Raw genomic sequence first — 15,467 nt, 5'->3', positions numbered from 1 at the left:
AATCAAATACTTTGCATTTTTAGCCGTCATTGCGAGGAGCGCAGCGACGTGGCAATCTGTCGCACGACAGCTAATAAGTCAACCAGATTCATCATTTTTTAGGAGTTAAAAATGAAGTTCGTAGATACATTAAATCTAAAAGGCAAAAAAGTTTTCCTACGCTCAGACCTCGACACCCCCCTAAACGACGCAGGCACTGAACTCGAAGACGATACCCGCCTTAAAGCCGCAGTCCCAACAATAAAATTACTACTCGAAAAAGGCGCAGCAGTCATCATCGCCGGACACCTCGATAGCCCCAAAGGCAAACGCGTCGAATCCTGTAGCCTACGCGCCCCCGCTAAACGCATGGGCGAACTCCTCGGCCAACCCGTCCCACTTGCTCCCGACTGCATCGGCCCCGAAGTCCAAACACTCGCCGCAAAACTCCAACCCGGACAAGTCCTGATGCTTGAAAATACCCGCTTCCATAGCGGTGAAGAAAAAAACGATGAAGAATTCGCCAAAGCTCTAGCCGCTCTCGCTGATGTCTACGTTAACGACGCCTTTGCAACCTCACACCGTAAACACGCCTCCACTGCCGGCATGGCCAAGTTTTTTACAGAAAAAGCTGCAGGACTAAATCTCAAAAAAGAACTCGAGTATTTTTCCAAGGCATTCGACAATCCGGAAAAACCATTTGTCGCTGTCTTTGGCGGCGCAAAAATCTCCACAAAAATTGCCGCAATTCGTAACGCCGCAAAACGCGCACAAAAAGTTATCGTCGGCGGGGCCATGGCCAATACATTTTTTGCAGCAACAGGCATTAATGTCGGCAAAAGCTTAATCGAGCCAACAGAAGTTGAAAACGTCAAGAAATACTGCGAAGAAATTAAGAATCACGGCTGTGAATTAGTGCTCCCCGTCGATGCCATCATCGGCAAAGCTTTTGCGGCAGGCACGGAGACTAAAGTCGTCGGTCTGAATGAAATCAGCCCAGACTGGATGATTCTTGATATTGGCCCAAAAAGTCGCGAACTTTTCGCCAAAGAACTCAGTAACGCAAAAACTATTCTCTGGAATGGCCCCATGGGCGCATTCGAAATTCCAGAATTTTCAGAAGGAACTTTCTCGATCGCCCGCACTATGGCCGAGCTAACCATGGCACCACTTAAAGCCCTAACTGTTGTCGGTGGCGGCGATACGGATTTAGCCCTACATCAATCACATACTTTCGATAAAATGAGTTATGTTTCCACAGCCGGTGGCGCATTTCTAAAATTGCTCGAAGGCGGCGAACCGCTGCCTGCAATCGTAGCCTTGGGCTAGTGGGAGTAAAGTAGAGGTCAAGCCGAGAGCTTTAGGCTTAGGCTTGAACTTATACTTCCCCTTATCCTTATACTTTGCCTTCCCCTTATTCAATTAGGGTGTGGACTCTACTCAGGACGGGACATTAAGGATCAGTTCAAGTGCAAGCCTAAATCAAAAACAACAGGTGCATACCAAAAAATAAAAAAAGTTTAGAGACAAGGAATAAGCAGTAACGCTCACCCCTCATCTCAAAAACTAAGACTCTTACGTCTAGTGACTCTGCATGTTGAGTAAAAACCACGCCAAGTTAGCTGCAGTTGGAACAAGTGTTGTCACATCCAACCACTCACCCTTAGAGACATGCATCTTGCCCCCGATTGGACCGAGACGATCAATCGCAGGAACTCCATACTTTGCAAGCTGATTCGCGTCACTTAAGCCGCCAACCATGGGCACAACTGATCGCGAAATCCCAAACTGCTCAGCTGCTTCAGCATATTGCTTGGCAAGTGCATGTGAGGGATCTGTTTCTTCCAGCGGCTCAACCCGCTGTGTGATTTCAATCGTGACACCGCAACCCGGAATTCGCACATAAGGAAGTCCAACCTGCAAAGATTCGGATGAAGGCGCACAGTTCATAGCGCGGATACGTTTGGCAATTGAATCCAAAGCTGCGGCTGTCTCAACGCGAATCTCAAATTGAAATTCGGCAGAGCATGGGACGACATTCAGTTGAGTGCCACCGCTAACACGCCCAACATTGGCAGTAATTCCCGAGTCATAGTTTGTTAGGCTATGAATTACTGGAATAACTTGCGCCATTTGAGCGATCGCGTTTGCACCACTTGCATGGTCATTTCCCGCATGAGCTTCCTTTCCAGTGACTACGCAACGACCGACGAGCATTCCCTTTCGTGCCGTGACGATTTGGTATTGCCCATCAAGCGAAGGCTCGATCACAAGTCCAAACGCACACAGCTTTGCAAGTTCTGCAAAGAATTGGTCCGATTCGGGAGACGGCTTTTCTTCAGCTGAATGCACTGCAAAGATTAGTGGCATGCCCGCTAACCTACCCATCTGATGCAAAGCATTAAGCGCATAAAGCGCAGCGACAATGCCGCCTTTCATGTCTGCAACACCGGGACCGATTACTCGGTCCGAGTCGTCCGGATCTATTCTCATGTATTGGAACGGATCGTCTGGTCCATATACCGTGTCGGCATGTCCCAGAATCAACGGCACCTTGCCACCGTTAGTGATCACGCGCGTTGCTGCCGGCGTGCTAATGATCAGGCCCAGATTCGCTCCTGTTGGAGAACGAACCATGCGTGACTGCATGCCAAGAGTCTCACAAAATTCACTGATTAGACGTTGAACAGCAGTTACACCTTTTGTGTTGTCGGTGCCGCTGTTTTGTTCTACGAGTTGCCGAAGCGTTTCTAAAATCGGCGCTTGACGACCTCGAAGCCAAGTTAACAATTGTTCTGAACTCATTTTCTCTCCAACCGAGCAGCTAAAACCTTAATTTGGTATGCACCCGGGAAGTGGAGAGTTCATGCACACTTCCCGGGGCATAGTTTTGAGCTTCTACTCGAAGAGAAAAAGATTTGAAGAAAACAATAGCTTATGTAAAGCCAAGGCGTCACCTATAGCACAATGCCAAACTTAAATCATCTCTTGGGATTTCTAAAAAAGTTAGCTCAGCTTTTTCAAGAACTTCAGTGCTTCGCGATAAAAAAGTTTCGACTGTTTCAAGGAAATCTTGATTTTCAACGCCTAAATAATCGTGCACGGATAGATTGCGATCGTTGATGAATGTCGTCCAGAGCAAATTTTACGTGAGAAAAGCGAACATCCTGAGTTGCGTGGTCTCCAATTACTAGAACCTCTAAAGCCACGCTTTTTGGAGATCCATTCGACTCGTTATCATGCTCATTAACATTCGCCTGAAACTCGCTCAGGATGACAATGAAAAAAGAGTAATTTACACGATCTATTCATTACCAAATTATTTACTCCGACACTTCCTTTGGAGTTTCAACCAATCACTTAAACGTCCACCTAAAAATTTCATGCCCGGCCCAATACTTTTCAGGAAATTGTCGTCGGCTTTGTTTAAATTCACCAAATCAATAAATATTGGCAGGTCCTCAGACAGTTTCTCCTTAATCTCAACTAAACATCGATAGTCTGCATGCGCCAAACCTTTTTCACAGTAAACACCAAGATCAAAATCAGAAAATTGCTTTGCACCACCTCGTGCGCGTGACCCAAACAGCACTAGGCAACACTCTGGATATTTTTTTAGTATGGCATCAACGATCGGAACAACTAGTTCCAGAGTGTATTGTTTTTTTGGCTTCGCAATAATGTCTTCTGGTTCGACTGCCAAGGCAAAAAAGAGTTTATTTAAGGAATCAGGAAATACTGATGTTCCGGATAGATAGTGATGGAGCGTGTTGCGGTGCACGCCAATCCTTGAAGCTAGCTCCGACAAAGAATCATAACCAGCGCGTTCAAGTGCAGAATTAAATTTCTGGCTGTCGATGATGTAATATTGATGGTCCATAATAGCTAATGCACATATTTATTATGCAATGTAGCATATAGTTATGCAATCTATAGCATCAATTATCCGTGAGACTCGGTGCTAGTCGCTAACTACTGTTGACAATGGCTCGAGCACAGTGTCGACCACAGTGGCAGCCCCCTTCGCAACCACTTGATTTTATTGAACAAATATTTTTGCACAAAAATGTACAATTAACTGTACATTTTTCTAAAGTTTTTCGAAAAACCTGCCGTTAACATTACTTAAGAGGCAATGGGGTGAACAAATTTGAACACTTCCTGAAACTCGAGGCATCCAAATAATCGGATAGTTGGCGGTGTCATTACTAAACACAGCACTTTAAGTAAGAGGGTCGGACATGGAAAACACAGTTGAAAAAATTGCACTAGAAATCTCAAATGAAGATGCAGTTTCCAGTGAAGGCATTGAAGTCAGGCGCCCACGTAAAGCAACACTGCTTAAATTACAATGGTTAGCAGAAAGAATTCGTAAAGTAGAAAGAATTAAGAAAGAGCTCGCAGAAGGCACTTACGCAGTATCTTCAGAAGACGTAGCCCGATCAATGTTAGGATTAAAGAAATAAAGTAAGGATTTAGTATTAATAGATTTTCCTCCTCCGGTCTCGGGAGCAAGTTTGAAAAAACGTGACCTCTAGACCTCACACACACGCACCGCTTTGGGTGGTTTGATTTAAAATCAAATCACCCAAAGTTTTTTCATGTCCGAGATTGTCCTTGCAGGAGTTCCAAGAATAAATGGGTTTAATTTCCATGCTATCTCCAGCAAATCATTGGATATTTTGAATTAATCACTAATTGCCAAGATTTAAGCATAACCTTTTATTGGGTAGAGGATTAAGGGAATTATTAGGTTTCTTACTGTGTTAATAACCCGTGGACTTAAGAGCGCGAGTCTTTCGCGTTTTTACGCCCATGGGAAATCAAACACCTCAACAATGCATCGCCCTAGGTAAGGCGGCGCTGGTTTCCGTCGGAGGCTCGCACGTTGCGTTGATCTTCGTTGACGGGAATCGGGTCATCGTCAAAGTGCCGACATCGCTTGCAGCTCAAAACGAAAGCGTAAAACCTTTCGAAGAAACGCTCAGTGACGGCAACGGCTGTCCGCGATCTGTTTCCTTCCCGTTGCCTTGGTGCGCTGGCTTGACCATTCGTATCGAGATTAACGGCCCAGGAACTCACTTTGAGATCCAGGCGGCACAGATCAAAGTCGCGTCAACAGATCCAGACGAAAGCAACGCCTGGACATGACCAACTCCGGGAGGTTTTTCTTAAGGTCCAATCCCTTAACCTCCCCCTGATTTTAAACAACAAATCAATTTTTCATCCCATCAAGAAAGTGGCTGCCGAGCTCCTAAACCTGTTTGAATAAACCTGTCAGTAAGCTCGGCAACTAGCTGTTGGGATTAGGTCTCAGCGCCGCCTAGTACGTGAATCAACATCAGCTCGCTGCTGTTTAGCTTTGCGAGTAAGTTCGACGCCGTTTTCTCCACCTCTGGCGACCTTGACGGGCCAGATGGGATGTTGCGAACAGGATCGGTCACGCAGGGCTTCGAAAACTGCTTTGCGGTGAGTTCGAGAGCCTTCTTTAGGCTTCACGAAAACCTTGCCCCCTTCAGCGGTGCACACCACTTCCATTCCCTTTGCCTTAAAAAAGCCATAAACGTCGCCGACGAGTTCCGAATCACTTCTGTGTGGAGTCATTTGATAGTTGATTTCTCCGAGTTTAATTTCGATTCCAAGTGGAGCCGAAAAGAGCCGTGTGCGTTATGAAACATAACTCTTTTCGACTTCACGGAAATTAGAAACGAAATAAAAAACCTTTTTAGGATTAGCTTGCAGCCAATCACTTGATGGGACTACTCATAAAGAAATGACAAAGAACGGCATTTGTTAACGCTTAACAAGCGCCAGATTTTAGCAGAACATAACAAAATTGTCACACTGCATAAACACATTGAAAACTATCTTAATTTCATCCCATCAAGAAAGTGGCCACAGGCCTCCTAAACCTGTTCGCATGAGAACCTGAGTAGGAGACCCGTAGTAGGAGATTAACCAGTCACGGTTTGCTCAGAACCACCTCCTTGTCGTGCTTTTTCGAGTCCAGCACGAAATGCCGCCAGCAGCTCCGCGTTGCAATCGGAAGCACAAACGGTGAGAGCCGCTGTAAATCCCGCAACCGCATCTTCTGAGTTCACGCCTTCCTTTCTGAGGGCTAAGCCCTGGGCGTATACCGTTTTCTGATCTTCGGAAGCCAGCTCGAGATTGAAATCCAAGGGCTCATCTTCGTCTTGCCCCGTGAGCGCTTCTTCAACTTCACGCCCAGGATGCTTCGTGTCTTTTCCGCCAGGCTTCTTAGCCTTGTTACTTAGAAGCACGCCTCTCGCTCCCTTTGGTGGCTTCAAGTGCTTGAGCATCCACTGCTCAAGTTCGAGAGTTTCGGCACAGTGCTGGCCCGATTTTCCCGAATCCCAAAGACTTCTGAGTTTTCTGATCTTTTGTGCACGCGGGCTTTGATCGGAATCTTTCAGCTGAACGTCTTTGAGAAGCTTTTCAACTGCTGGTCGAAGGCTTTTGGCCCGAGCTGACACTCGCCCAAGATCTCCGTGCTTCCCGTGCCCGGGTCTTTTGCGCGGATTTCCCTTTCTGTTCGCTGATGATTCGGTCACGGCTTTTGGATCGGTCGTGATTCTGATCGCCCATTTACCAAGCCCAAGAAGACTAAGAAGAGTCTCCCTAGTATGCTCTCCTTGATCGTAAGCCTTGAGCGCTTTCTCGAGGCCTTTGACATTTGCAGCAACAGCAGGACGCCTCATCATCTCTTGAGTGATCGCAGGAACGGCACGACGAATGTCCTCCTCCAATGCACCAACCTCCTTTTCGAGGCTTGCAACATCAAGATGCCCGTGCTGCTCCAGCATCGCCTCGAGGCTGAATCCTTCCATCGCGACTTCTCCTCCGTTGCCTTGTTGTTGTGCCGAATCCGTCGGCACTTCCTGATTGTTAGGGCGCTCCAATACTGCGCCAGTTGGGTCGATTGACATGATTATCTCCTACGCTTTCCCCCTCGAAGAGTTTCCTCTCCTTTTAGAAAGCGTGCTTTGACTCCTTACGAAGTCGTCGAGAAGAATACTCCTCGACGACTTCGTAATTTAAAATCAAAGCAAGTATTTTGATAAAACCTGATAAGGTTATGACCGCAGCCATTTCCTTGATGGGACTACTCAAGATAGAAATATGGTAAAGAACGGGCCATAACTGCCGGCCGACATCCGACTAGTTTAACAGAAATGAAGGATTTTGTCATCGTGCGGACTTTGGTCTCTGGAATTTCTGATTCAGCCCCGATCTTGGCCAAGTTCCTGCTCCTACGCGGCCTTGCAGACATGACGGACAAGTCAGAACGGGAGATTTACGCGATCAGAGTTTATTGTAATCAAACGTGCAGTCGAAGGGCAACAATCTGTTAACGCTTCGTGTCGTTGCAAATTTAAACAGCAAAAGCATGGCGAGCTGCTTGCATCTTGGGTCATTGCAAGCTTGCGATAGCAAGCGCGGCAATCTGTTTGCTTTTCGTGTCATTGCGAAGGAGAACAAACTTGTTTGTTCGACTGCGGCAATCTGTTTACCGCTAAATTATATTTATCATTTTAAATGAACAGATTGCTTCACTGCGTTCGCAATGACCAATGAATTACTAAGTGAACAAATTGCTTCGTCACGTTGTTCCTCGCAATGACGATGAATAACCAAGTTAACAGATTGCGGGGTCTACCCTGCCTTCGACCCGAGCCCTCGGCGTAAGCGTTGCAATAACAGCAAATCCTGAGTGATTGTGAAGGCTATCCTCCCAGCAGTATTTGCAAAAAATTGCCGCAGGCAATCCGCCTCACCAGGATCAACCAGGGCCTTACTTTTTCAAAATCGTGGGTTTGGAGACGTGTACAGTTTCCGTCAAATTATGCACCTGTTCTGATAAGGCTAGCTTAATCACCTCAGTTACAGTCTTCACCGGCACAAATGTCACCTTAGACTTTAAATACTCAGGATATTCCACCAGCTCGCGTTTATTATCTTCAGGAATAATCACAACCGGAATGTCGGCGCGTAATGCCGCCAAAGCCTTCTCGCGCACTCCACCAACTGCAAGCACATTGCCACGCAAGGTCACTTCACCAGTCATCGCAATATTGTTAGAAATCGGTTTTCCAGTCAGCACAGACACTAAGGCTGTTGCGATTGCTGTCCCCGCAGATGGCCCATCTTTGGGGATTGCGCCGTGCGGAACATGCACATGCAGATTAACTTTCTCAAAAATTTCCGGATTAATACCCAGCTCCTCTGCACTAGCTTGCACGTAAGTTAAAGCCGCCATCGCAGACTCACGCATGACTTCACCCAGTTGCCCAGTAAGTGAAAGTTGCCCTTTACCTGGGGTTGAGGAAACTTCGATTGTGAGGATTTCCCCACCAACTGGCGTCCAAGCAAGTCCTGTGACCACGCCAACCTGCGGATCTTTGAGTTTGCGGTCGGCAATAAACATCACTGGGCCGAGGAATTTCTCGATCACTTGCGGAGTAATTGTGCGCGGTAAATCTTGACCCTCAGCTGCGAGGCGCGCAACTTTGCGGCAAATTGAACTAATCGTGCGCGTCAATTCACGCACCCCACTCTCCCTCGTATAGCCTTCAATTACAAACTGAATGGATTTTTCCGGAATCTGGAAATCATGCTTACCGTCGATAATTTTATCAAGCCCATTTTCGGATCGTTCGCGGGGGACAATATAACGCTTGGCAATTTCGATCTTCTCCTCTGCGGTATAACCGGGGATTTCGATAATTTCCATGCGGTCAAGTAAGGCTGAAGGAATGTTATCGGTGACATTTGCAGTTGCAATGAACATCACTTCGGATAAATCAAAGGGCACGTTTAAGTAATGGTCTTCAAAGTTGGCGTTTTGCGCAGGATCTAAAACTTCAAGTAACACCGAAGCTGGGTCGCCTCTAAAATCCGAGCCGATTTTATCAATTTCATCCAGTATAAAAACTGGATTCTTACTTTGTGCAGTTTTTAAACCTTGAATAATGCGCCCAGGCAGAGCTCCAACATAGGTGCGGCGATGCCCACGAATTTCAGCTTCATCACGTAGTCCTCCGACAGAAGCGCGCACAAATTTACGCCCTAAAGCGCGCGCAATCGAGCGACCGAGAGAAGTTTTTCCTACACCTGGAGGACCAACAAATAAAAGAATTGGGCCACGCATGTTCTTCTTGAGTCTACCTACAGCAAGACAATCAAGAATACGTTCCTTGGTTTTTTCCAGGCCATAATGATCCTCATCCAGAATCTGACGAGCAGTTTTAACATCAAGGCTATCTTTTGTGCGCGTCGCCCAAGGTAAATCCACCATCCAGTCAATATAGGTGCGCGCCAGCGCAGCTTCACTCGTGTCAGGATGTAATTGCTTTAAGCGTCGCAATTGCTTGGTTGCCTCAGTTTTTACTGCAGGCGGCATTTTACTTTTTTTCAACTGCTGCTCGAGTGTTTCAAGTTCGTCAGTGTCATCAGTTTCTTCGCCAAGTTCAGCTTGAATCTGACGAATTTGCTCGCGCAGTAAAGTCTCGTGTTCACTCTTAGTAAGCTCCTTGCGTGCGCGGTCAGAAATCCGTTCGCGAATAGAAACTAGATCTAGGTGTGAAGCTAAGATCTTTGCCACTGCATCAAGGCGCTTAAAAGCGTCGCATTCTAGATAAATTGGTTCGGCATCTTTGTATTCCAGCGGCAGTGCCATCGCCACAAGGTCGGCAAGCTCGCCTGGTTCATAAGTATCTTGCACCATCAATTCGTATGCAGAAGCGTTTTCATCAATCTGGCTTAATTGCGTGAATTTATTTTGCACGCTCGAAATAAGCTTTTGCTGTTCGCGACTAAGTTTCTGCGGATGGTTATTCGCCAAGCGAGTAATTTGTACGCGTGGATATGTGCCACTTTGTGTAACCTTATGCACCTTGGCGCGGCTAAGCACTTGTAAACGGATGCGTAACTCTGAACTGGGCATGTGCATGCTATTGACGATTCGACAAACAACAGCAACGGGCAGCACATGATCGGCCGTAAGTGCTTCATTATGATCGTCAGCAATTTGATTGACGAGGATAATTTCTTTTGCACCTTTCAGCGCGGCATTAACTCCACGCACATGTGGAGAATCAAAGAGCGTTACAGGGATCATACTTCCCGGGAAGCAGATCAGTTCCCGCACCGGGATATAAGGAAGTATTTCAGTCGATGTGCGCCGTGTCGGACGTTGCCCGGTAGTACGGGGTTTGGCTGCCTGCGTTTGCTTGCGCCGAATACTGTTGCGTGTTTTCTTGCGTGCCATAAAAACCTGATTTCTCTCCTAGTCGCGTGTCTGCGCCTTGTGCCTGACCCTGATAGCCTTGACTATTGTCATTCTGGCCTGGGGCCGTAAGCACGCGTCGCGCAGGAGGTAAGCCCGAACTTGTAGTCGCCTCGCTTACTTCCCCATTATTTAGACTCACAACCACCATAGATCGATTTATTTCTCCTGTAGGCTCAACATTGAGCTTTCCAGTAACACCCATAAATTCTTGGGTTTTCTTAATTCCCTCAGCAATTTGTTGAGAATTATTATTTGCACTGATTTGCTGCAGAAGTAAGCTGGTAGCGTCATATCCTTGGGCGGCAAGTAGCTCAGGCTGGCCTTGAAACTGCATAAAGAATTTATCTTTAAAGGCCTGGATTGAGGGATTTTGCCCTTTCGTAAAAAATGCTGAAACAAAATATGCCCCAGTCAGTGCTTTGCCAAATGCACGGATTGATTTCTCGTCGTCCCAGAGTGCTGAGCCAAGTAAAACCGTGTCGCGTAATTGAGAGGATTTTAAGAGTTCAACAAAACTTCGCGCGCCTTGCAGTGTGTCTGCCACAAAAATTGCCTGAGGCGGGCGCATTTCTGCCGAGCCACGAAAAGCATCTAAAGCTTGGGTCACAGAATTCTCATCGCCAGGAAGATAACTGACACTACCAACAAGCTCAGCGCCGACACTAGTTAAGCCTTGTATAAACGCATTTTTTAACTCTTGATGAGTTTCCCCTACCGGCGAAACTAAACCAAAACGCGTCATTCCAAGTTGCCGCGTAGCAAAGTTAAGTAACTCTGAAATCTGGTTTTCAGCCGTTGCGCCAAGCTGAAACACTGCAGGAGAAAGATCGGTAATGTTAGGGCGTTTTGTAAAAGTAATAAAGGGAATGCCGGTCGTAACAGAGGCCTCAGCCACACTTTCCGCAGCTCGCGCCTGAAGTGGACCAAGCACAACTGCGCATTTGTCTTGAGTAACCAGGCGTAAGTATTCCGCACGCGCCTGCTCGGGAGTCGTCTCACCATCGACAAAAAGCGGTTCGACTTTTACTCCGCGCTCCGTAGCCTCCTGCAATGCAAGTTCAATGCCGTGACGGACCTGGAGTCCGTGTGCGGCATACTTTCCTGACAGTGGTAAGATTACTCCGATGCGGATTACTCCATCGCTCGGTTGCTGAAGATTTAAGGCCGCTGCTGCAACAACTTGCGACTTTGCGGCGTAAGTTTGCGGTAGGAAATAAGCTTCAAAATTGGCAACCAGAGGAGTGCCTCCAGCATCGCGGCGCATTTTCTCATCGAAGACAAAGCCGGAAATAATGCGGTGAGAGTTCCAACGTTGCAGGGCAGCAGAAAAATTTGTTGGATATAAACCCTGGAGAATTTTCTTAACTTCAGCAGCAGCAGCCTTGGCGATCCAGCCTTCACTTTTTTGTTGGAGCGTTACGCCAAACCAGGCAAGGCTTTGGTCAAAATCGCGTTTATGTAAGTAGGCATACGCGGCCATGATTGCATATTCAGGAGCTAGCATGTCGGGCTTTTGCCCAGTAGACTGGCTTAGTCCAGCAAGTAGATTCAAAACTCCATCCGAATTTCCCGTTTTAAGTAATTCCGCAAGACGTTTGCCGTCAGCTGATAATTCACCAGCTTCCCAAGGTGCTTTAACTACAATCTGCTGGACTGGAGTTGTAGTGCTATTAGATTCTGAAAATGGATTAGCAATCTCACTGGAAGAGCAGCCCGATAGGACGATAAAGATTGCAACAGTAATCAGTTTCCTGAACGAGATCGCTCGGGTCATTGGCTCAAGGTTACTAACTCTTAGCAGGTCTAATTTTGAGGCAAAGGCGAGGCGTGAAAATTTTTTAGGAACCGACTTTATGTAACGATAAACGAGGTTCCGAAAAAATTTTTCACAACGAAGTATTTGCCCAAAATTAGACCTGCTAGTCGAAGAGATCGCGCACTTTGTTGAAAAACGACTTCCCCTCGGCCGGCAGAGGTTTGCCTTCGACCTTTGCAAGCTGTTCAATAATTTTTCGTTCTTCTCCGGCAACTGACTTTGGCACTGCAACATAAATCCGAACATGCTGATCCCCTACTTTTCCGCTTTGAATATCTGGAACGCCCTTTCCACGGATTCTAAATACTTTTCCGGATTGAGTGCCAGATGGAATTTTCAGCGACACCTTACCATGCAATGTCGGAACTTCAACCTCACCACCTAAAACAGCCTGAGTGTAGCTAATTGGAACTTCACAATAAATTTCTGATTCGCGGCGCTCAAAAAATTTATGGTCTTTAATTTGCACCACGACGTAAAGGTCACCATTGACAGCACCCTTACCTAGCATTTCACCTTCGCCTTGAAGTTTTAAACGCTGACCATCATCAATCCCTGCTGGGACTTTGACGTTGAGCTTAACTTTCTTGGTTTTTTGGCCTGCCCCATTACAGTCAGCGCAGGGATTGGCGACAACTTTTCCTTCACCGCGACACACTGCACAAGGACGAGAGATCGCAAAGAATCCTTGTTGCATGCGGATTTGGCCTGCGCCACCGCACTGCTTACAGGTCTCTGCGCTTGTTCCCTTTTTGGCGCCACTGCCTTCGCAAGTTTCACACGGCGCGGGGCGTGCATAGGAAATTTGTTTTTCTATGCCAGTTGCAGATTCTTCAAGCGTGATTTCAAGCGAGAACTGTAAGTCCCTACCGCGCTTCACTCGACTCTGTGTGCGCGAACCCCCACTTGTTCCAAAAAAAGCTCCGAATAAATCGCCAAAAATGTCTTCGGCAAAATGACTGAAATCGCCTTGGAAGCCCCCGCCGGCACCACTACCAAAAGCTGCATGTCCGAACTGATCATACTTGCGGCGATTGTCCGCATCAGAAAGCACGCTATAGGCTTCCGATGCCTCTTTAAATTTAGCTTCAGCTTCCTTATTGCCGGGATTACGGTCGGGATGAAATTTCAACGCAGCTTGACGATAGGCTTTCTTAATTTCATCAGCAGAAGCACTGCGCGCTACGCCTAAAATTTCATAATAATCACGTTTTGACATATTTGATCTTTGAGGATTCCAGCCCCTGAGGCAACTGCAGCAATCTAAAAAATCAAGCGTTTAACTTGGAAACTAGATTGCTGCGCAAATTCTACAAGCACGAGGCTTGCAATCAAAGCATTGCTACTTAACCTCTTCGTAATCAGCATCAACTACATCGTCGCCACTAGCGCCTGTTGACGAACTTGAAGTTGAGGTCTGTTCTGCTGCTCCGTCTTGAGTAGCGCCAGCCTGTCCGGCTTGGGCTTGAGCTGCAGCTTTATACATTTGCTCGGCAAGCTTATGGGCAACTTGTGTTAAGCGCTCAGTTGCAGACTGAATTTCACTTGGACTCTGCGAATCCTTAAGCGTGCGTTTTGCATCTTCAAGGGCAGTTTCCAATTGAGTTTTATCGGCAGCTTCAAGGGCACTACCATGCTCATTCAAGGATTTTTCGGTTGAGTAAATTAAACCATCAAGCTGGTTACGCGCTTCAACAAGCAGCTTGCGCTCCTTGTCTTCAGCTGCATGCTCTTCAGCATCGCGCACCATCTTTTTGATTTCTTCCTCAGAAAGTCCTGAGCTGGCAGTGATCTTAATTGACTGCTCTTTACCTGTGCCCAGGTCTTTAGCCGAAACATGCACAATGCCGTTTGCGTCAATATCAAAGGTAACTTCGATTTGCGGCACACCGCGCGGTGCAAGTGGAATACCGACAAGCTCAAAACGACCAAGCGTTTTGTTATTTGACGCCATTTCACGCTCACCTTGTAGCACGTGAATACTTACAGCTGGCTGGCTATCAGTTGCCGTGGAAAAAACCTGGCTTTTCTTAGTAGGAATAGTTGTATTCTTATCAATCAACTTAGTCATGATGCCGCCTTGGGTTTCAATCCCAAGACTTAATGGCGTCACGTCAAGTAGTAGCACGTCCTTAACATCGCCCTTAAGCACGCCAGCTTGAATCGCCGCGCCAATTGCAACAGCTTCATCCGGGTTAATATTCTTACTTGGCGATTTGCCAAAAATTTTCTGCACGCGTTCTTGCACTGCAGGCATGCGCGTCATTCCACCGACAAGAATCACATCGTCAATGTCTTTAGCAGAATAACCCGCGTCACTTAAGGCCGTGCGGCAAGGCTGATCGAGGCGACTCAAGAGATCGTCGCAAAGTGCTTCCAGCTTGGCACGTGTTAACTTAATATTTAAGTGCTTTGGACCAGAGGCATCGGCAGTAATAAATGGGAGATTTACATCTGTTTCCATTGAAGTCGAAAGCTCGTGTTTAGCTTTTTCAGCGGCTTCTTTCAGACGCTGCAAAGCCATGGTGTCTTTACGTAAATCAATCGCTTGGTCTTTTTTGAATTCATCAGCAAGAAAATTAACGATATTAATATCGAAATCTTCACCGCCTAAGAAAGTGTCACCGTTAGTAGACTTAACTTCAAATACGCCTTCCCCAAGTTCAAGGATTGAAATATCGAATGTTCCACCACCAAGGTCAAAAACTGCGATGCGCTTGTCACCCTTCTTATCTACACCATAAGCAAGTGCAGCGGCAGTTGGTTCGTTTATGATACGTAATACTTCAAGACCAGCGATACGGCCGGCATCCTTTGTGGCTTGACGCTGAGCATCATCAAAATAAGCCGGAACTGTAATCACAGCTTGGCTTACCTTCTCGCCGAGGTAATCTTCAGCAGTTTGTTTCATTTTTTGCAAAATGTAAGCAGAAATTTCCTGCGGGCTTTTCTTCTCACCACGCAACACAACGCAAGCATCGCCATTGTCGAGTGTTTGAATTTCGTAAGGCAACACCGCCTTAGCCTTCTCGACTTCCTTGCTCGAGCCCTTACGTCCAATCAGACGCTTAACGGCGAAAATTGTATTGGTTGGATTTGTCACAGCCTGACGACGAGCAATCTGACCGACAAGTCTTTCGCCAGATTCATTCACCGCTACTACAGATGGAGTGGTGCGTCCGCCTTCACTGTTAGCGATTACCACCGCATCTTTTCCTTCCATGACGGCAACGCAAGAGTTTGTCGTTCCCAGGTCAATTCCAATCACTTTAGACATGTTGCTCTCCTTACAAAATTCTCTAAAATCTTAGCCTCTTAGGTAATAATCAATCTTTTAAAAGGCAAGTTTGCAGCTATTAATTC

The 15,467-nt window shown here is 46.7% G+C and carries 10 protein-coding genes; 3 read left to right on the top strand and 7 right to left on the bottom strand.

Annotated elements, in window-relative coordinates; genetic code table 11:
* Positions 1-111 precede the first annotated feature (111 nt).
* On the top strand, positions 112-1,308 hold the full coding sequence (locus JNK13_01005) for a phosphoglycerate kinase (protein MBL7661307.1): 1,197 nt from the start codon (positions 112-114) through the stop codon (positions 1,306-1,308).
* Positions 1,309-1,560: 252 nt separating this feature from the next.
* On the opposite strand, the gene JNK13_01000 is transcribed toward JNK13_01005, so the two are convergent.
* Positions 1,561-2,784 carry a M20/M25/M40 family metallo-hydrolase gene (locus tag JNK13_01000; protein ID MBL7661306.1) on the bottom strand — a complete coding sequence of 408 codons (1,224 nt, stop codon included), beginning with the start codon at positions 2,782-2,784 and terminating at the stop codon, positions 1,561-1,563.
* A gap of 514 nt (positions 2,785-3,298) precedes the next feature.
* Positions 3,299-3,859 carry a nucleotidyltransferase domain-containing protein gene (locus JNK13_00995; GenBank protein ID MBL7661305.1) on the bottom strand — a complete coding sequence of 187 codons (561 nt, stop codon included), beginning with the start codon at positions 3,857-3,859 and terminating at the stop codon, positions 3,299-3,301.
* A gap of 361 nt (positions 3,860-4,220) precedes the next feature.
* Between JNK13_00995 and JNK13_00990 the strand changes: the two genes are divergently transcribed.
* A complete protein-coding gene (locus JNK13_00990; protein MBL7661304.1) occupies positions 4,221-4,445 on the top strand; it encodes a flagellar biosynthesis anti-sigma factor FlgM in 225 nt (74 codons plus the stop codon).
* Positions 4,446-4,794: 349 nt separating this feature from the next.
* Complete coding sequence (locus tag JNK13_00985; protein MBL7661303.1) at positions 4,795-5,130, top strand: hypothetical protein; 336 nt, start codon at positions 4,795-4,797, stop codon at positions 5,128-5,130.
* A gap of 803 nt (positions 5,131-5,933) precedes the next feature.
* On the opposite strand, the gene JNK13_00980 is transcribed toward JNK13_00985, so the two are convergent.
* From JNK13_00980 to dnaK, 5 genes are all read right to left on the bottom strand, one after another.
* Positions 5,934-6,926 carry a hypothetical protein gene (locus JNK13_00980; GenBank protein MBL7661302.1) on the bottom strand — a complete coding sequence of 331 codons (993 nt, stop codon included), beginning with the start codon at positions 6,924-6,926 and terminating at the stop codon, positions 5,934-5,936.
* A gap of 866 nt (positions 6,927-7,792) precedes the next feature.
* A complete protein-coding gene (gene lon, locus JNK13_00975; GenBank protein ID MBL7661301.1) occupies positions 7,793-10,267 on the bottom strand; it encodes an endopeptidase La in 2,475 nt (824 codons plus the stop codon).
* Positions 10,167-12,062 carry a penicillin-binding protein activator gene (locus tag JNK13_00970; GenBank protein MBL7661300.1) on the bottom strand — a complete coding sequence of 632 codons (1,896 nt, stop codon included), beginning with the start codon at positions 12,060-12,062 and terminating at the stop codon, positions 10,167-10,169. The genes lon and JNK13_00970 overlap by 101 nt, the downstream gene beginning before the upstream one ends.
* 145 nt (positions 12,063-12,207) lie before the next feature.
* Positions 12,208-13,323: a molecular chaperone DnaJ gene (gene dnaJ / locus JNK13_00965; GenBank protein ID MBL7661299.1), complete on the bottom strand. Its 1,116-nt coding sequence runs from the start codon at positions 13,321-13,323 to the stop codon at positions 12,208-12,210.
* Between the two features lie 123 nt (positions 13,324-13,446).
* Positions 13,447-15,381, bottom strand: a complete 1,935-nt coding sequence (dnaK, locus tag JNK13_00960) for a molecular chaperone DnaK (GenBank protein MBL7661298.1) — start codon at positions 15,379-15,381, stop codon at positions 13,447-13,449.
* Between the last annotated feature and the right edge of the window lie 86 nt (positions 15,382-15,467).

The organism is bacterium, assembly GCA_016786595.1.
Taxonomy (GTDB): Bacteria; Bdellovibrionota_C; UBA2361; order SZUA-149; family JAEUWB01; genus JAEUWB01.
The sequence above is the reverse complement of the archived record's forward strand: the minus strand, read 5'-3'. Positions and strand labels throughout refer to the sequence as shown.

Coding starts and splice junctions, on each gene's coding strand:
- JNK13_01005 (MBL7661307.1), top strand. CDS start 112: ATGAAGTTCGTAGATACATTAAATCTAAAAGGCAAAAAAGTTTTCCTA.
- JNK13_01000 (MBL7661306.1), bottom strand. CDS start 2,784: ATGAGTTCAGAACAATTGTTAACTTGGCTTCGAGGTCGTCAAGCGCCG.
- JNK13_00995 (MBL7661305.1), bottom strand. CDS start 3,859: ATGGACCATCAATATTACATCATCGACAGCCAGAAATTTAATTCTGCA.
- JNK13_00990 (MBL7661304.1), top strand. CDS start 4,221: ATGGAAAACACAGTTGAAAAAATTGCACTAGAAATCTCAAATGAAGAT.
- JNK13_00985 (MBL7661303.1), top strand. CDS start 4,795: ATGGGAAATCAAACACCTCAACAATGCATCGCCCTAGGTAAGGCGGCG.
- JNK13_00980 (MBL7661302.1), bottom strand. CDS start 6,926: ATGTCAATCGACCCAACTGGCGCAGTATTGGAGCGCCCTAACAATCAG.
- lon (MBL7661301.1), bottom strand. CDS start 10,267: ATGGCACGCAAGAAAACACGCAACAGTATTCGGCGCAAGCAAACGCAG.
- JNK13_00970 (MBL7661300.1), bottom strand. CDS start 12,062: ATGACCCGAGCGATCTCGTTCAGGAAACTGATTACTGTTGCAATCTTT.
- dnaJ (MBL7661299.1), bottom strand. CDS start 13,323: ATGTCAAAACGTGATTATTATGAAATTTTAGGCGTAGCGCGCAGTGCT.
- dnaK (MBL7661298.1), bottom strand. CDS start 15,381: ATGTCTAAAGTGATTGGAATTGACCTGGGAACGACAAACTCTTGCGTT.